The 16611-nt window shown below is 71.6% G+C and carries 14 protein-coding genes and 1 pseudogene; 12 read left to right on the top strand and 3 right to left on the bottom strand.

All coding sequences use genetic code 11. From position 1 onward, the window contains the following. The first annotated feature begins 45 nt into the window (after nt 1-45). The gene (locus ACZ4VI_RS01435) at nt 46-774 is read left to right on the top strand and encodes a VOC family protein (protein WP_467995562.1); all 729 of its coding nucleotides are present in this window, start codon (nt 46-48) and stop codon (nt 772-774) included. A 36-nt stretch (nt 775-810) separates the two neighbouring features. Here ACZ4VI_RS01435 and ACZ4VI_RS01440 read toward each other — a convergent pair whose 3' ends face one another. Further along, nucleotides 811-1476, bottom strand: a complete 666-nt coding sequence (locus tag ACZ4VI_RS01440; RefSeq protein ID WP_467995564.1) for an alpha-ketoglutarate-dependent dioxygenase AlkB — start codon at nt 1474-1476, stop codon at nt 811-813. Between the two features lie 208 nt (nt 1477-1684). On the opposite strand from ACZ4VI_RS01440, the gene ACZ4VI_RS01445 reads away from it, so the two are divergent. From ACZ4VI_RS01445 to ACZ4VI_RS01455, 3 genes are all read left to right on the top strand, one after another. Further along, nucleotides 1685-3838 (top strand): SpoIIE family protein phosphatase, encoded by a 2154-nt coding sequence (locus ACZ4VI_RS01445; protein ID WP_467995565.1) that lies wholly within the window; start codon nt 1685-1687, stop codon nt 3836-3838. Next, on the top strand, nt 3835-6288 hold the full coding sequence (locus tag ACZ4VI_RS01450; protein WP_467995566.1) for a SpoIIE family protein phosphatase: 2454 nt from the start codon (nt 3835-3837) through the stop codon (nt 6286-6288). Before ACZ4VI_RS01445 ends, ACZ4VI_RS01450 begins: the two co-directional genes overlap by 4 nt. A gap of 66 nt (nt 6289-6354) precedes the next feature. After that, nucleotides 6355-7146 (top strand): DUF4253 domain-containing protein, encoded by a 792-nt coding sequence (locus ACZ4VI_RS01455; protein ID WP_467995567.1) that lies wholly within the window; start codon nt 6355-6357, stop codon nt 7144-7146. Nucleotides 7147-7179: 33 nt separating this feature from the next. Here the strand turns inward: ACZ4VI_RS01455 and ACZ4VI_RS01460 are convergent, their stop codons facing one another. Both ACZ4VI_RS01460 and ACZ4VI_RS01465 read right to left on the bottom strand, forming a co-directional pair. After that, the gene (locus tag ACZ4VI_RS01460; protein ID WP_467995569.1) at nt 7180-7458 is read right to left on the bottom strand and encodes an SHOCT domain-containing protein; all 279 of its coding nucleotides are present in this window, start codon (nt 7456-7458) and stop codon (nt 7180-7182) included. A gap of 36 nt (nt 7459-7494) precedes the next feature. Beyond that, entirely contained in the window at nt 7495-7947 is a 453-nt protein-coding gene (locus ACZ4VI_RS01465; RefSeq protein ID WP_467995571.1) for a DUF6325 family protein, read from the bottom strand. A gap of 171 nt (nt 7948-8118) precedes the next feature. Between ACZ4VI_RS01465 and ACZ4VI_RS01470 the strand changes: the two genes are divergently transcribed. The 8 genes and pseudogenes from ACZ4VI_RS01470 to ACZ4VI_RS01505 all read left to right on the top strand — a co-directional run bounded on the left by ACZ4VI_RS01470 (nt 8119) and on the right by ACZ4VI_RS01505 (nt 16611). Then, nucleotides 8119-8532: a DUF7144 family membrane protein gene (locus ACZ4VI_RS01470; protein ID WP_467995572.1), complete on the top strand. Its 414-nt coding sequence runs from the start codon at nt 8119-8121 to the stop codon at nt 8530-8532. A gap of 22 nt (nt 8533-8554) precedes the next feature. Continuing rightward, the gene (locus tag ACZ4VI_RS01475; RefSeq protein WP_467995573.1) at nt 8555-9460 is read left to right on the top strand and encodes a cyclase family protein; all 906 of its coding nucleotides are present in this window, start codon (nt 8555-8557) and stop codon (nt 9458-9460) included. A gap of 156 nt (nt 9461-9616) precedes the next feature. Further along, a complete protein-coding gene (locus ACZ4VI_RS01480) occupies nt 9617-11197 on the top strand; it encodes a GMC oxidoreductase (protein ID WP_467995574.1) in 1581 nt (526 codons plus the stop codon). A 179-nt stretch (nt 11198-11376) separates the two neighbouring features. Continuing rightward, nucleotides 11377-12216 (top strand): SDR family oxidoreductase, encoded by an 840-nt coding sequence (locus tag ACZ4VI_RS01485; RefSeq protein WP_467995575.1) that lies wholly within the window; start codon nt 11377-11379, stop codon nt 12214-12216. Between the two features lie 66 nt (nt 12217-12282). Then, nucleotides 12283-13734, top strand: a complete 1452-nt coding sequence (locus ACZ4VI_RS01490; protein WP_467995577.1) for a cytochrome ubiquinol oxidase subunit I — start codon at nt 12283-12285, stop codon at nt 13732-13734. Further along, entirely contained in the window at nt 13731-14789 is a 1059-nt protein-coding gene (locus ACZ4VI_RS01495; protein ID WP_467995578.1) for a cytochrome d ubiquinol oxidase subunit II, read from the top strand. The genes ACZ4VI_RS01490 and ACZ4VI_RS01495 overlap by 4 nt, the downstream gene beginning before the upstream one ends. Nucleotides 14790-14876: 87 nt before the next feature. Further along, nucleotides 14877-15842, top strand: a pseudogene (locus tag ACZ4VI_RS01500) (cation:proton antiporter domain-containing protein); the annotation flags it as partial. Nucleotides 15843-15966: 124 nt separating this feature from the next. Beyond that, nucleotides 15967-16611 carry a hypothetical protein gene (locus ACZ4VI_RS01505; RefSeq protein WP_467996293.1) on the top strand — a complete coding sequence of 215 codons (645 nt, stop codon included), beginning with the start codon at nt 15967-15969 and terminating at the stop codon, nt 16609-16611.

The following is a 16611-nucleotide window of genomic DNA, read 5'->3' on the forward strand; positions in this document are numbered from 1 at the left end:
CGATCGACGGCCGGGGCGGCGCGTCGGCGGATCGGAGACCGAGGGATGACGTCCCACCTCCATGCGCTCTGCTTCGACGCGCACGACCCGTCCCGCCTCGCGCGCTTCTGGGCCGGCGTCCTGGGCAGGGAGACGGCCGAGGACCCCTACGGGGGCATCGTGCTCCTGCCGAGCGACGACAGCGGGTTCCGGATCCGCTTCGTCGCGACCCAGGAGCCGAAGACGGGTCAGAACCCGATGCACTTCGACCTGACGAGTACCTCTCTCGAAGACCAGCAGGATGTGGTGGCGAGGGCCCTCGAACTCGGCGCCCGCCACATCGACATCGGTCAACTCCCGGAGGAGGGCCATGTCGTGCTCGCCGACCCCGAAGGCAATGAGTTCTGCGTCATCGGGCCGGGCAACGCGTTCCTCGCCGACTGCGGTTTCATCGGCGCGCTCGCGTGCGACGGTTCGCAGGAGGTCGGCTACTTCTGGAGCAAGGCGCTGGGCTGGCCGTTGGTCTGGGACCAGGACGAGGAGACCGCGATCCAATCGCCGCGGGGCGGTACGAAGGTCACCTGGGGCGGTCCCCCGCTGCTGCCGAAGGCCGGGAAGACCCGGCCGCATTTCGACCTCGCCCCACCCGCCGGCGGGGATCAGCAGGCCGAGGTCGACCGTCTCGTCTCCCTCGGGGCGACCCGTGTCGACATCGGCCAGGGCGAGGTCGACTGGGTGGTGATGGCCGACCCCGACGGCCGGGAGTTCTGCGTGTTCCCCCCGACGGACACGTGATGCCGAGCGGCCCGTGGGCCTCGCACGGCAGGTGACTCAGCCGACGCCGCGGGGGCGGAACTGGACGCTGATGCGGGGCCCGACCGCGCGGCTCGTCTTCGGGATCGCGTGGTCCCACGTGCGCTGGCACGAGCCGCCCATCACCACCAGGTCGCCGTGGCCCAGCGGGAGCCGGAGCGCGACGGGGCCGCCACCGCGCGGGCGGAACGCGAGGTCGCGCGGGTCGCCGAGGGAGAGGATGGCGACCATCGTGTTCTGCCGGGACGAGCGGCCGGTCCGGTCGCCGTGCCAGGCGACGCTGTCACGTCCGTCGCGGTAGAGGCAGAGGCCGGCGGTGACGAAGGGTTCGCCGAGCTCGGGCGCGTAGTAGCCACTGAGGTCGGAGCGGGCTTCGGCGAGGGCGGGGTGCGGGAGGGGCTCGCCCTCGCGGTAGTACGCGAGGAGACGGGGTACGGCGACCACGTCGTCGTACATCCTGCGCTCCTCGGCGCGCCACGGCACCCGCCGGGCCAGCTCCTCGAACAGCGCGTCGGCGCCCTGGAACCAGCCGGGCAGATGATCGACCCAGGCCCCGCCGGCCAGCGCGGTCCGCCTGATGCCGACGAGCGGGCCGGGCCGGGGATCGTCGCCCTGGTCGAACAGGGAGCCCTGAAGGCCCAGGGAGCCCTGGAGGCCGGGGATGTCCGGTCGTGCCGTGGTCATGGTCCCAGGATAACCACGGAACCGAACACATGAGCGAATGACGTGCGCCGCCGTACGAACTCGCGCGGACGGGGCCGCCGTACGGACGCGCGCGGACGGGGCCGCCGTACGGACGCGCGCGGACCGGCATGACGACTGGCGGTCCGCTCCGGCGGCGGGATGATGGAGGGGACCCGTGAGGGCGGGGTGGAGGAGGGATGCGGTCTGGATGAGCGCGGCGGCCTTTCCAGCCGGCCCGGATCCGGCGGGCGGTGACCCCACCATGGAACCGGGCGGTCTTCTCGACGTACTCGGGGTGGCCGCCGTCGTACTGAACGCGAGCGGCCACGTCGTGCTGTGGAGCCCGCAGGCGGAGGCGGTCTTCGGATATCCGGCGGCCGAGGCGCTGGGCCGGCCGGCCGCCCGGCTCCTGGTCGAGGAGCGTCACCGGCACCTGGTGCTGTCCCTCTTCGAGCGCGTGATGGCGGGCGGCGGGCCGTGGAGCGGCGTCTTCCCGGTACGCCACAAGGACGGCCGTACGGTCCCGGTCGAGTTCCGCAACACCCGCCTCCAGGACGACCAGGGGCGGCTCTACGCGCTGATGCTGGCCTCGGACCGGGCCACCGTGCGACGCATGGAACAGGACCTCTCCCTTTCGTCCCGGCTGGTCGCCCACTCCCCGATCGGCCTGGCCGTCCTGGACACCGATCTCCGCTTCGTCCTGGTCAACCCGGCGCTCGAACGGATCGACGGCCGGCCCGCCGCCGGCCATCTGGGCCGTACCTTCCGGGAGGCGGTGGTGTCGCCCGACATCGACGCGCTGGAGTCGGAGCTCCGGGGAGTGCTTGAGACCGGGATGCCGGTCCTCGCCAGGACCCTGCGCGGGCCCGTCGGCGCCGACGGGAGGGAGCAGGTGTGGTCGATGTCGCTCTACCGTCTGCAGACCCCCGGGCAGCCGGTCACCGGGGTCGCCGCCTCGGTCGTGGACATCACCGACCAGCACCACGCGGCCCTGGAGGCCGCACGGGCCAGGCGCCGCCTCGCCGTGGTCGCGGACGCCTCCGAACGCGTGGGCACCACGCTCGACCTGGACCTGACCGCGCACGAACTGGCGGACCTCGTGGTGCCGGAGTTCGCCGACATCGCGGCCGTCGATGTCCTGGAGGACATCCTGGCCGGTCCGCATCCCCGGGGAAGCAGAGGAGACTCGGGGCCGGCGGTGTTCCGCGCGCTCGCGGTGAAGACCGCGTACCCGACCCCGGCTCTGGAGGCCGCCGACCCGGTCGGCGCACCGGCCCGCTACGACACGGAGCGGCTGGTCACCCGGTGCGCCCGGACCGGCCGCCCGGTCCTCGTCGAACACGTCACCGAGGGTGACCTGACCCGGATCGCCCGGGACGAATCCTCCGCCGCGCTCCTGCGGCGAGCGGGCATCCACTCCTACCTCGCCGTCCCCCTGCTCGCCCGCGGTGTGGTCCTCGGCGTGCTCGACCTGAAACGCGCCCGCAACTCCGTGCCGTTCGACCGGGACGACGTGCTGCTGGCCGGGGAGCTGGCGGCCCGCGCGGCCGTCGCGATCGACAACGCCCGCTGGTACCGGCACCAGAGCCAGGCCGCCCTGGCCCTCCAGCGCCATCTGTTGCCGCACGGTCCGCCGCGCCTGGACCGGCTGGACGTGGCCTACCGCTACCAGCCCGCGTCGGCGGCGGTCGAGGTCGGCGGTGACTGGTTCGACGCCATCCCGCTGCCCGACGACAGGACGGCCCTGGTCGTCGGCGATGTGATGGGCAGCGGCATCAACGCGGCCGCGACGATGGGGCAGTTGCGCACCGCGGCGCGCACGCTCGCCGGACTCGGCCTCGCACCGGCCGTGGTCCTGACCCAGCTGGACCGTACGGCCGCCGATCTGGACGACGCGATGGCCACCTGCGTGTACGCCGTGTACGACCCGCACAGCAGAAGCTGCCGTCTCGCCTGCGCCGGCCATCCTCCGCCCGTCCACGTACCCTCCGGCCTGGCGGCCCGCCTGCTCGACCTGCCCACGGGCGCGCCTCTCGGCGTCGGCGGCGTCCCCTTCGAGACCGAGGAGATCCCGTTCGCCGCGGGTGACGCACTGGTTCTGTACACGGACGGTCTGGTCGAGACCCGGGACCAGGACATCGACGTCAGGCTCGCAGCCCTCACCGACCTGCTCACCCAGGCGTCCTCCCTTCCCCTGGAGGAGACGTGCGATCTCCTTCTCGGCGCGCTCAGGCACCCCGACGACCATGACGACGTCGCGCTCCTGATGGCGAGGGCCAGGCCCCCGTCCAGCCACGAAGACGGCCGCGAGGACGGCGGAGAGGACGGCGGATCCGACAGAGGAGAGGAGGCGGCACCGTGAACGACACCCCGGTCGAAGGTGACGGCCTCCTGCCCTTCTCCGAGGACACCGCCGGCGCGCTGCTCGACGCCCGGGGCAGGATCAATGGCTGGACTCCGGAGGCCCGGGCGCTGCTCGGCCGATCCGCCGCGGATGTCGTCGGCCGTCCGGCGCGCGCCCTCCTCGCCGATCCCACGTCCTGGGCAGCGCTCATGAAGGCGTACGCGAGAGGGGAACGGCGCGGCGAGGCGGTGCTGCGCACGGGCGAGGGCGACGACCTGCCCGTCGTCTTCCAGACGTTCGACCTCACGGGCAGCGCGGAGCAAGGAGAGGCGGCGTGCCTCGTCCTGGCCGCCCCGGCCGCACTCGCCACGCGCTGGTACCAGGACCAGGCGTTCGTCGGGGAGCTGTTCCTCCAGGACCGGGTGGGGCTCGCCGTCTTCGACCCGGGACTCCGGCTGCTGCGGACCAACACCCACCTCCTTCCGTACACCGGCGTGCCGTCCGACCTGCGGGGCCGGAGTCTGGGCGACTTCCTGTGGCCCGGGGACGCGACGGCGGTCGAGGAGAAGCTGCGCGAGGTCCTGCGCACGGGCCGGCCGCTGATCGGGGCGGAGCAGCTGCTGCGGACCATCGAGGATCCCGCCGGCGGGGTGATCATCATGATCTCGGCGTTCCGGCTGCAGGCCCCCGGCGGGGAGGTGCTTGGCGTCACCGCGCTCTTCACGGACGTCACCGAGCTGCGTCGTTCGAGCGAGCGCCTCGCGCTGCTGCACCGTGCCACGGCCTCCGTAGGCGGTTCGCTGTCGGTCGCGGACACGGGCCGGGAACTGGCCGATGCGCTGGTACCCGGCCTCGGCGACATCGCCGTCGTGGAGATCGCGGACGCCGTGTCGGTGGGCGAGGAGCCGGTGCCCGACGGGGAAGGCCGGCTGCTGTTGCGCCGTACCGCCGTCGCGGGACGGCCTGCCGCCGGGGCCGCCTTGCCCGCCTCGAACCACGCACGCGTCGCCGTCCCGACGGGAGTCGGCGCCGGGCCCGCGGCCGACGTCGGGGCGGGGGCGGAGGCGGAAGCGCGGGATGAGGCGGGGGTCGGGGCGGGGGCCGAGGCGGGGGTCGGGGGCTACCCGATGAGCATGACCGCCCCTCTGCGGGCGCGGGGCATCATGCTCGGACGGGTGTCCTTGGGCCGGCATTCCGACCGTGGCCCGTACGCATCGGCCGACCGGGACATGCTGCGCGAGATCGCCGACCGCGCGGCCCTGGCTCTGGACAACGCCCGCCGCTTCACCCGCGAGCACCGGGCGGCCGTCGGCCTGCAGCGCAGCATGCTGCCGCCCACACAGACCGAGACCGAGGCGGCGACCACATCCGCCGCCTACCTCCCCGCCGACACGGCGACCGGCGTCGGCGGAGACTGGTTCGACGTGATTCCGCTGTCCTCCGCGCGTGTCGCGCTGGTCGTCGGGGACGTCGTCGGACACGGCCTGGAGGCCGCCGCCACCATGGGCAGGCTGCGCACGGCCGTGCGCACGCTCGCCGACCTCGACCTCGAACCCGACGAGCTGCTCACGCACCTGGACGACCTGGTCGCCCAGCTGGTCGCCGAACCCGAGGACGTGGCCGTCGACGACACCGGGGGCGACCAGGACGAAGGCTGGCGGGGCCGCCATCCCTCCTCACCCATCGGAGCGACCTGCGCGTACGCGATCTACGACCCGGTGTCCCGGACTTGCGTGGTGGCATCCGCCGGCCATCCCCCGCCCGCGGTGGCGGACCAGGACGGCAACGTGGAGTTCCTGCCGGTCGACCCGGGCCCGCCGCTCGGCGTCGGGGGTCTGCCCTTCGAGACGACGGAGGTCGATCTGGCGCCCGGCAGTGTCATCGCCCTCTACACCGACGGACTGATCGAGAACCGGGACGGCGACCTGGACACGGGGATGACCGAACTGGCCGGTCGCCTGGCCCGACCCGGCGCCCTCACAGGGCCGTTGCGCGACCTGGGCCGGGAGATCGTCACGGGCCGCCCCGCCGCAGGACTCGGAGACGACGTCACCCTGCTGCTCGCCCGTACCCGGGCCGTACCGGCCGAGGACACGGCTGCCTGGCAGGTCGAGGCCGATCCGGCGGCGGTGGGCTCGGTGCGGGATTCCGCCGCGACGCAGTTGCGCGCGTGGGGACTGGAAGAGCTGGTCTTCACGACCGAGTTGGTCCTGAGCGAACTGGTCACCAACGCCATCCGGTACGCCGGCGGCCCGGTCAAGGTACGGCTGATCCGCGCGGGCCGCCTGATCTGCGAGGTGTCCGACCCCAGCGCCACGCACCCCCGGATGCGCCGCGCACTCCTGACCGACGAGGGCGGACGCGGCCTCTACCTCGTGGCCCAGCTCACGACCCGCTGGGGCAGCCGCTACAGCCTGCGAGGCAAGACCATCTGGGCAGAACAGGAGCTGCCGCCTCCCGCCGTCTGAGGGGGTCCGCATCGGGGGGCGCCGGTGACAACTCCGTTGTCAGTGGCTGCCCCTACAGTCACTGACATGGCGACTCTTCCCAACGCGCTGCCCAAGCTGGCCACCGACCCGAGCGGCCGCTCCCTCGGCCTTCAGCTTCCGCCCGGGCGTCTGATAGACGCGACCGACGACGGCCCGTGGCACGAGCCCCTGCTGTGGCATGCCGGCACGACCGCCGCTCCGGGCACCTGGTCGGGGCTGGGAGCCCCGGCCGCCCGCGTAGGGCTGCTGCCCGTGCTCGTGGATCTCGGTGGTGGTCAGGGCGGGCCCGAGACATGGGAGTTGATGCCGGGCGAGGTGTCGTACCCGGGCGACCACGACCCCGACGAGATCCTCGCCGCGTACTGGGAGGAGTACGCGGCGGAGGACGAGGCGTGGCCCGGTCTCTGCACGGCCACGCCTGCCGCCACCGCCACCCCGGACCTGCGGGCCGCGCAGACCTCTGACGCGCTGACGGCCGAGTGCCCCTCCTGGTTCAAGGACCCGCGTCTCGCGCTCGTCTCCGCCCGCCGCAGCGCCGACATCCCGGCCGCTGTCGGCTGGACGGGTCCGATGAACCACGAGAACGACACCGCGCGCCTGTGTGCGGTCCTCCGCTCCTGGGAGGACCGCTTCGGCATACGCGTCGTCGGCCTCGGCTTCGACATGCTGGTCGTCTCCGTGGCCGCCCCGCCCGCCACGCTCAAGGAGGCCGAGGAGACAGCGGCGGAGCACTTCGCGTTCTGCCCGGACAACGTCCTGCAGAGCGGCCCCGGCACCCTGGAGGCGTACGCCGAGGGCCTCATCGGCGAGCACAGCTGGACGTTCTGGTGGGACTGACGGGCCCACAGGCGTTCAGGGTCTTCAGGGCGCTCAGAGTGCGAGGATGCGGCTCTTCTGCGCGTCGAACTCGGCCTCGGTGAGCACTCCTTGCTCCTTCAGCTGCCCGAGCTCCTTCAACTGAGCGATCTTCTCGTCCATCGAGGGCGCCGCGGCCGGTGCGGGGGCGGGAGCGGGGGCGCTGTAGCTCGGCTGTGGTGGTTCCTGTTGTGCCCACCGGCCCGCCTGGCGGCGTGAGACACGGTTGGAGACGGCGGTGGCGGTGCCGGAGATGACCGCAGTGCGGGCGACGCCGCGGAGTAGACCTGGCATGACACGTGTCCTTGTCGTCGAGGCGGCCGTCGGCCGCTAGGAGGCGGACCCGGCTTCGGCTGCCTCCAGGCTCGCCAGGAGGTCCTGGACCGGGATCCGTCCGTTGGCCACCATCCGGGCCCCGCTGCGGCGCAGAGCCGCTGCCAGCGGCGCGGCCCACACGTTCTCGTACACGAGGACGCCGGCGGAGTTGCCGGGTTCGAGGACGGCCGCGGCCTCCTGGAGGTCGTCCTCGCCGAGCAGGCCCGAGGAGGCTCCGTCGAAGACGGCGAGGTCGAGTGTGCCGTCGCCGTCGAAGTCGCCGATCTCCAGCGCGCTGACCGTACCGTCCGCGTCCTTGCGGATGAAGGACAGGTCGAGGATGCGAATGATGTGGCGGTCGACGAGATCCAGCAGAAGTGGCAGGCCTTCGCCGGTCATGCGGTTGCCGGGGAACTCCAAGATCAGGTAGTCGACAGGTCCCATCTCGGAGATGTCGTCGACGCTCATGCTGACTCCTCGCCTGGTTCGGTCCCCACGCCGGCGCCCCGGCGCTGATCGTCACCGTCCATTCCAGCACCGTGGAGCCGCCCACGCACTTCCGGTTCGACCCGTCGACATGCGGCAGGGGAGGCTCGGGGTCAGATTGGAAGGTACGCGACTCGACAGGGAGGGCCTGTCATGACCACTCATGTGAGCGATCCAGGCCGGAAAGAGACGGCGCGCGGCAGCGGCTGGCTGGTGTTCGCCGCCGTGATGATGGTCTTCGGCGGCATCATGATGCTGCTCGGAGGCATCTCGGCCATCGCCAAGGACGACGTCTTCTTCGCCACCCGCGACTACGTCTACAAGATGAACCTCACCGGATGGGGCTGGATCCATCTCATCCTGGGCGTCGTGATCCTGCTGGCCGGCCTCGCCCTGTTCACGGGCGCAACCTGGGCCCGGGGCGTCGGTGTGGCACTGGCCGGTCTCAGCATGATCGCCAACTTCATGTGGCTCCCCTACACCCCCGGCTGGGCGCTGCTGATCATCGCGCTCGACGTCGTGGTCATCTGGGCGCTGTGCGTGGCCCCCAAGCCACTGAGGGACTGACGTCCGCACCGCCCGCCCCGGCATGAGCGCGCACGCATTCCGGGAGCTCTACGAGCAACTGGCGCGGTCGACGGTGGACAGCCGGCGTGGCGCGCTGCGCCACCTGACGCCCGAGCGCATCGTGGCCGCCGCCGCGGAGGTACGCCTCGGCCGCACGGTGTCGCTGGCCGCTCCGATCGAGACGGTGCCGGGTCCCGACGACCCCGAGCCCGCGGTGCACCGGATGACCGGGCCCGCGCCGGCCGATCTCCGCGCGGACGGGCTGCACTTCGCCACCGACCGCTTCGCCATGAACGTGCACGGGGACGCGGACAGCCATCTCGACGCCCTGTGCCACGTGGTGTTCGACGGGACGCTGTACGGCGGGGTGCCGGCGAGCAGCGTGACCGCCGAGGGCGCCCGTGCGCTCTCCGTGGATCTGGGGGCCGAGGGCATCGTGGGGCGCGGCGTGCTCCTTGACATTCCCCGGCTGCGTGGCGTGCCGTGGCTGGAGCCGGGCGACCATGTGACATCGGACGAGCTGACGGCCGCCGAGGGTGCGCAGGGGGTCCACGTCGGGCCGGGGGACCTGCTGTTCGTCCGTGTGGGGCATCGCCTCCGCCGTACGGACCTCGGACCGTGGGACGCGTCGACGGCCCGGGCCGGCCTCCACCCGACCGCCGTGGAGTTCCTGGCCGAGCGGGAGGTCGCGGTCCTGGGCGGGGACGGCAACAACGACACCGCGCCCAGCGCGGTCGACGACATCTCCTTCCCGGTCCACGTCCTGGCGATCCATGCTCTGGGCATCCATCTGATGGACTATCTGCAGTTCGAGGACCTCGCCCCGGTCTGCGCGCAGACGGGGCGCTGGAGCTTCCTGTGCGTGGTCGCCCCGCTGCGGCTGCCCGGAGCCACGGGCTCGCCCGTGAACCCGATCGCGGTGCTGTGAGTCCCGTACGAGGAGCGCGGCCGCGGCGTCCTCCGGTCGCCGTCCAACAGGAGGGCGGATACGTTCGTCTGGGCGCGGAGACAGGGTCTCCGCGCCGCGGAGGAACAGGTCCTGGGCGCCAGGGCAGGGCCATGAGCTGCAAGGACGGTGGTCGCCTTGGGCGACGCCCCGCACTACGACGTGATCATCATCGGGACCGGCGCCGGCGGCGGCACCCTCGCCCATCGGCTCGCCCCGTCCGGCAAACGCGTCCTCCTTGTCGAGCGCGGCGGCTACCTGCCGCGTGAGCGGGACAACTGGGACTCGACGGCGGTGTTCGTCAAGGGCAAGTACCGGGCGCCGGAGTTCTGGCTGGACAAGAACGGCGGCGAGTTCCCGCCCGAGGTCAACTACTACGTCGGCGGGAACACCAAGTTCTACGGCGCCGCCCTCTTCCGGCTGCGGCCCGAGGACTTCGGCGAACTGCGTCATCACGGCGGCCTCTCGCCCGCCTGGCCGATCCGGTACGAGGATCTGGAGCCGTACTACACGCAGGCCGAGCACCTCTACCTCGTCCACGGACGGCACGGCGAGGATCCGACCGAGGGTGCGGTGAGCGCGCAGTACGCCCATCCGCCCGTGGAGCACGAGCCGCGCATCCAGCAGTTGAGCCACGACCTCGAGAAGCGCGGTCTGCTCCCCTTCCACCTGCCGATCGGCGTCAATCTCAGTCAGGAGGACGGCGGCAGGGCCGCCCACTCCAGTGTCTGCATCCGGTGCAACCGGGTCGACGGCTTTCCGTGCCTGGTGCGCGGCAAGTCTGACGCCGAGGTGATCTGTGTCGAGCCGGCCCTGGAACACCCCGGCGTCGAGCTGGTCACGGACACGCACGTGGTCCGCCTGGAGACCGACGCGACGGGACGCAGTGTGAGCGCGGTCGTCGGCCGCCTCCCCGACGGTTCGGAGGTCCGGTTCACGGCGGATGTCGTGGTCGTGTCCTGCGGGGCGGTCAACTCCGCGGCTCTGCTGCTGGCCTCGGCGAACGAGCACCATCCGCGCGGTCTCGCGAACCGCTCCGGCGTGGTCGGCCGCTACTACATGCGGCACAACAACCTGGCCCTGATGGCGGTGTCGAAAGAGCCCAACGACACCCAGTTCCAGAAGACCCTGGCCCTGCACGACTGGTACCTCGGCGCGGACGACTGGGACTTCCCGCTCGGCGGCATCCAGATGCTCGGCAAGTCCGACGCCGAGCAGATCCACGGCGAGGCCCCGCGGTGGGCCGGTGCCGTCACCCCGGACATGCCGTTCGAGGTGATGGCGCATCATGCCGTCGACTTCTGGCTGTGCGGCGAGGACCTGCCGCTGGCCGACAACCGGGTCACGCTCGACGGCGACGGCCGCATCCGTCTCGCTCTCGACGAGAAGAACAACATCGAAGGCCTGAAGCGGCTGCGGCACAAGCTCCAGGGCATGCTGGGCCACCTGGGCATGCACGAGCATCACCTGCTGTCCCGCAGCATCTATCTCCACAAGGGCATGCCGATCGGTGCCACGGCGCACCAGGCGGGCACCGTACGGTTCGGCACCGACCCCGCCACCTCCGCGCTGGACGTCGACTGCAAGGCCCACGATCTCGACAACCTCTATGTCGTCGACACGAGCTTCTTCCCGAGCATCGGCGCGGTCAACCCGTCCCTGACGGCCATCGCCAATGCCCTGCGGGTCGGCGACCACCTCCTGGCCCGGCTGGGCTGAGACCAAAGGGCCGCCGCCCCGGGTTCCACTGGTCCGTTCGGACGAAGATGCTCGGCCCGACGGCCCAACGGCGGTTCTCACCGCACGCCGCCCGCCGCGGCCGGTGATTGCGTGACCCCCGTGCCTGCCCGGCTGGAGCCGGGTGGGGCGCGGCCGCACGGCGAGGGAGGCAGGGCATCGTGGAATCCACCGAGGGGGCACCGCAGGGTGTGATCCCCGCACGTCTGCTGCAGGGCCAGAAGGCGCTGGTCACCGGGGCCAATTCGGGCATCGGGAAGGCCACGGCCATCGGTCTGGGCCGGGCCGGGGCCGACGTGGTCGTGAACTACGTGACGGGCCGTGAGGCCGCCGAGGAAGTGGTCGAGGAGATCACTTCGTTCGGAGTGAAGGCGGCGGCCTACGAGGCCGACGTGTCCCAGGAGGACCAGGTCACGGCCATGATGGACCGGATGGTCGAGGAGTTCGGGACCATCGACGTCCTGGTCGCCAACGCGGGGCTGCAGCGGGACGCCCGGGTCACCGACATGACCCTCGCCCAGTGGCAGAAGGTCATCGACGTCAATCTCACCGGTCAGTTCCTGTGCGCCCGGGAGGCGGCCAAGGAGTTCCGGCGCCGGGGCGTGGTCCCCGAGGTGTCCCGGGCCGCCGGGAAGATCGTCTGTATGAGCTCGGTGCACCAGATCATCCCCTGGGCGGGCCACGTCAACTACGCGTCGTCCAAGGGCGGTGTGCAGATGATGATGCAGACCCTGGCCCAGGAGCTCGCACCGGAGAAGATCCGGGTGAACGCCGTCGCCCCGGGGGCGATCAAGACGCCGATCAACCGCTCCGCCTGGGAGACGCCCGAGGCCCGGGAGGACCTCATGAGGCTCATCCCGTACGACCGCATCGGCGAACCGGAGGATATCGCCCACGCCGTGGTCGCCCTCTCCTCCGACCTCATGGACTACGTGGTGGGGACCACCCTGTACGTCGACGGCGGGATGACCCTCTTCCCGGGTTTCGCCACCGGCGGCTGACCCTCTCCCGGACCGCCACCGCCACCGCCACCGTCTCCGTCACCGTCACGAACAGCGAAGGCGTGTATGTCCACCTCGTTCCACCTGCTGGCGGATACCCCGGCCCAGCTTCTGCCGGCCCGGGAACTCATGGCCTTCACCCTGGCGTCCCACATCATCCTGGTGCCCCTGGGTGTGGCCCTTCCCTTCATCACCCTGGTCATGCACTACCGCGGACTGCGCCGCAAGGACGCCGCGGCGCTGCTCCTGGCGCGGCGCTGGTCGGCCGTCATGGCGGTGCAGTTCGCGCTCGGCATCGTCACCGGCACGGTGCTCTCCTTCGAGTTCGGCCTGCTCTGGCCCGGTCTGATGGGCAGGTGGGGTGATGTCTTCGGTATCGGATTCGGCGTCGAGGCCTGGGCGTTCTTCCTGGAGGCCGTGCTCATCGCCATCTACCTGTACGGATGGCGGCGGCTGAAGCCCCGTACGCACTTCCTGCTCGGGCTGCCGCTCCCGGCCGCCGCGCTGATGGGGGCGTTCGGCATTCTGGCCGCCAACTCCTGGATGAACACGCCGCAGGGCTTCTCCCTCGACTCCGAGGGCAACCCGGTGGACGTGAACGTCTGGAAGGCGATCTTCACTCCGATGTTCGGGCCGCAGTACTGGCACTTCGTCGTGGCGATGATCCTGACCGCGGGCTTCGTGGTGGCCGGTGTCTACGCCGTGGGCTGGCTGCGCGGCCGCCGGGACCACTACCACCGGCTCGGCTTCGCCGTTCCGTTCACCATCGCCGCGGTGGCCACGCTGGTGCAGTTCGTGCTGGGCGACTCGATCGCCCGGTCGGTGTTCCACAAGCAGCCGGTGAAGTTCGCCGCGATGGAGATCGTCTGGGAGACCGACACCCGGGTGCCGGAGTACATCTTCGGACGTCTGCAGGAGGACGGGAGCGTCGAGGGCGGCATCAAGATCCCGCTGCTCGACTCGTTCCTGGCCGGATTCAGTCCGGACACGAAGGTGGTGGGACTGACCTCCGTCCCGGCGGACCAGCGGCCGACGGTCACTCAGGCGACCATCGCCCACTGGGCCTTCGACATCATGGTCCTGATCGGCTCCGCCCTGGTGCTGCTCGCCCTCTGGTACGGCCTTGTCCGGCTGCGGCACCGCCGGCTGCCCGCCTCGAAGTGGTTCTACCGCTCGGCGGCCTGCGCGGGTGTCGCCTCCGTCGTGGCCGTCGAGTGCGGCTGGATCGCCACTGAGGTGGGACGCCAGCCGTGGATCGTCTACCAGAACATGCGGGTCGCCGAGGCGGTGACCTCGACCCGCTCCACCACGCTCTGGATCACGCTGGGCGTGGTGATGGCGGTGTACGTGTTCCTCTTCGGCTCGTTCCTCGTGATCCTGCTCAGGATGCGCACGCGCTGGCGGCTCGCCGACGAGCAGGCGGCCGCGGAAGGTGCGGCCCACGCGCCGGAGGCGGACACCCCCTACGGGCCGCGGGCGCCGCTCCCCACAGGCTCGGCCGAGGACGGCCGCCCATGACCGCCGACCTCATCGCCGTCGTGCTGCTGCTCGCCGTGGCCGCGTACGCCTGCGCGGGCGGCACGGACTACGGGGCCGGCTTCTGGGATCTGACGGCCGGGGGCGCGGAACGCGGCAAGCGTCCCCGGTGGCTCATCGACCACGCGATGGCTCCCGTCTGGGAGGTCAACAACGTCTGGCTGATCTTCGTCCTCGTCATCATGTGGACCGGTTTCCCCGTCCTGTTCCAGACGGTGTTCTCGGCGATGTGGCTGCCGCTGGCGCTGGCCGCCATGGGCCTGGTCCTGCGCGGCGCCGGTTTCGCGTTCCGCAAGCCCTCCCGGCGGCTCGTCGGCCGGCGGCTGTACGGTGCCGTGTTCGCGGTCTCCTCGGTCGTCACGCCGTTCTTCCTCGGTGCGGCCGTCGGCGGGGTCGCGTCGGGGCGGGTGGCGCCCGGCACCGAGGCCTCGGCGGACGCCTGGTCCAACCCCACCTCCCTCGTGTTCGGGCTGGTCGCCATCGCGACCACGGCGTTCCTCGGCGCGGTGTTCCTCACTGGGGACGCGCGCCGGTTCGAGGCGCCCGAACTGGTCGGCTACTTCAGGTGGCGGGCGCTGGGCAGTCTCGCCGTACTGACCGTCCTTGCGGTGATCACCGGCTTCGTCACCCACGAGGACTCCCCGCACGTGTGGCACGGGCTCACCCACGGCCTGGGGCTGCTCTTCGTCGTCGCCGCCGGAGTGGCCGCTCTGGCGACGGTCTGGCTGCTCCTGCGGACGCCCGGCGCGTGGATGCGCGTCACGGCGGTCGGGGTTGTCGCCTGCGCGGTCGTCGCCTGGGGCATGGCCCAGCGCCCCTACCTCGTACCCACGTCACTGACCGTGTCCGACGCCGCGGGCGCACCCGCCACGCTGACGTGGCTGGCGATCGTCACCCTGGTGGCCCTCGTGCTCGTCGTGCCGGCCGTCGTCCTCCTCTACTGGCTGGACACCCACGGCGAGCTGGAGGAACTCACCGACGCCGAACTGCGAAGCGGAAGCGGCACGGACGGTGGCGGTGCGGCGGGCGACAGCTGACCGCCCGCCCGGACCCACGCTGGAACGCCGACGAAGGAAGCCGCTGTGACCGACGACGAGATCCTTCTGGGACTTGCCCTGACGGTGGTGCTCGCCACCGGCTCGCAGATCCTGGCGAGCAGGCTGCGCGTCCCGGCCCTGATCATCCTGCTGCCTGTGGGGTTCGCCGCCGGTGCGCTGACGGACGTCATCCACCCGGAAAAGTTGCTGGGGCCGGACTTCTCGGCCCTGGTGTCGCTGTCCGTCGCGGTGATCCTCTACGACGCGGGTCTGGGGCTCGACCTGCGCAAACTCGCCCGCCACACCCGGGGGATCGTGGGACGGCTGCTGGTGTACGGCGTGCTGCTCACCTTCCTCGTCACCGCGGCGGTGTCACCGGCGATGTTCGACATGCCGCTGCGCGTGGCCGCGATGCTGGGCGTGATCCTCGTCGTCTCGGGGCCCACCGTCGTGGGTCCGCTGCTCGACTTCGTCCGGCCCAGCGACAAGGTGCGGCGCATCCTGATCTGGGAGGGGACGCTGACGGACCCGATCGGCGGCATCCTCGGCGCACTCACCTTCCACGCCGTCGCCTCGTCGGGCCAGATCGACATCGGCCGGGGATACCAGCTGGGCCAGTTCGTCCTCAGCCTGGCCGTCGGGCTGGTCGGCGGGGTCGTCGGCACCGCGCTGCTGTGGTTCACCCTGCGTACCCTGCGGCTCGGCGAGACGCTTGGCACACTGGCTCAACTCGCGACGGTGATCGGTGTGTCGGCGGGCTGCGACATCGTGCGGGACGACACGGGGCTCATCGCCGCGATCGTCGCGGGACTGGCCGTCGCCAACATCCGGGGCTTCGACATGCCCGCGCGCCGCCCCTTCTTCGAGACCCTCGTGCAACTCATCATCGGGCTGCTGTTCGTCTCCATCTCCTCCACCGTCACCCCGGCGTCCCTGGTGCCGGTGCTCCTTCCCGCGCTCGCCCTCATCGCGATCCTCGTCCTGGTGGTACGGCCGCTCGTGGCCTTCGCCGCGTCGGCGCGCACGGATCTCACCCGAGGAGAGCGGGCCTTCATCGGATGGATGGACCCGCGTGGCATCGTCGCGGCGGCCACGGCGTCGGCCTTCTCCGCCGACCTGGTCGAGCGGGGGGGTCAGCGGGGCCGCGAGGATCCTGCCGGTCACCTTCCTGGTGATCGTGGGAACCGTACTGCTGTATGCGCTGACGGCGGCACCGGTGGCCCGACGGCTGGGCGTCGTCACAGCGGCGGGCACGCGCGTTCTCCTGGTGGGAGGGGAGCCGTGGGTGGTCGATCTGGGCAAGGCCTTGCGGTCCGCGGGAGTGGACGTGCTGATGTGGGCGGGACGCGACGAGGAGCGGGAGCGGATCAGGGAGGCGGGAGTCGACCTGGCCAAGGGCGATCTGATGGCCACGGCCATCAACCCCGGGGTGCGGCTGGAGGGCGTGACGGCCGTGTTCCTGGCCACCGACGACGACGACTTCAACGCGCTGGCCTCGGTCGTGATGCAGGACAACGTCGAGGGGCCGGTCTACCGGGTCGGACCACCGCACGACGCCCATGGAGTGGTCGCTCCCTACACCGGCGGCGACATCCTCTTCGGCCGCTCCCTCGTCCGTCACGTCCTGGCGGAGCGCTGGGAGCGGGGCGCCCGATTCCTCGTGCGGCCCGCTTCCGGCCCGCTGCCGCCGGAGCACGACACTCTCTTCGTGGTGCGGGCCGACCACCGGGTGGACCCGGTGACCGAGCGGCAGCGGACCGTACCGGAGGAAGGTGACACCGTCGTCCTCCTCGGTTCCGTCCCGACGGCCGAGGGACCGTGA

The sequence above is a fragment of the Streptomyces sp. NPDC029169 genome (assembly GCF_055563935.1).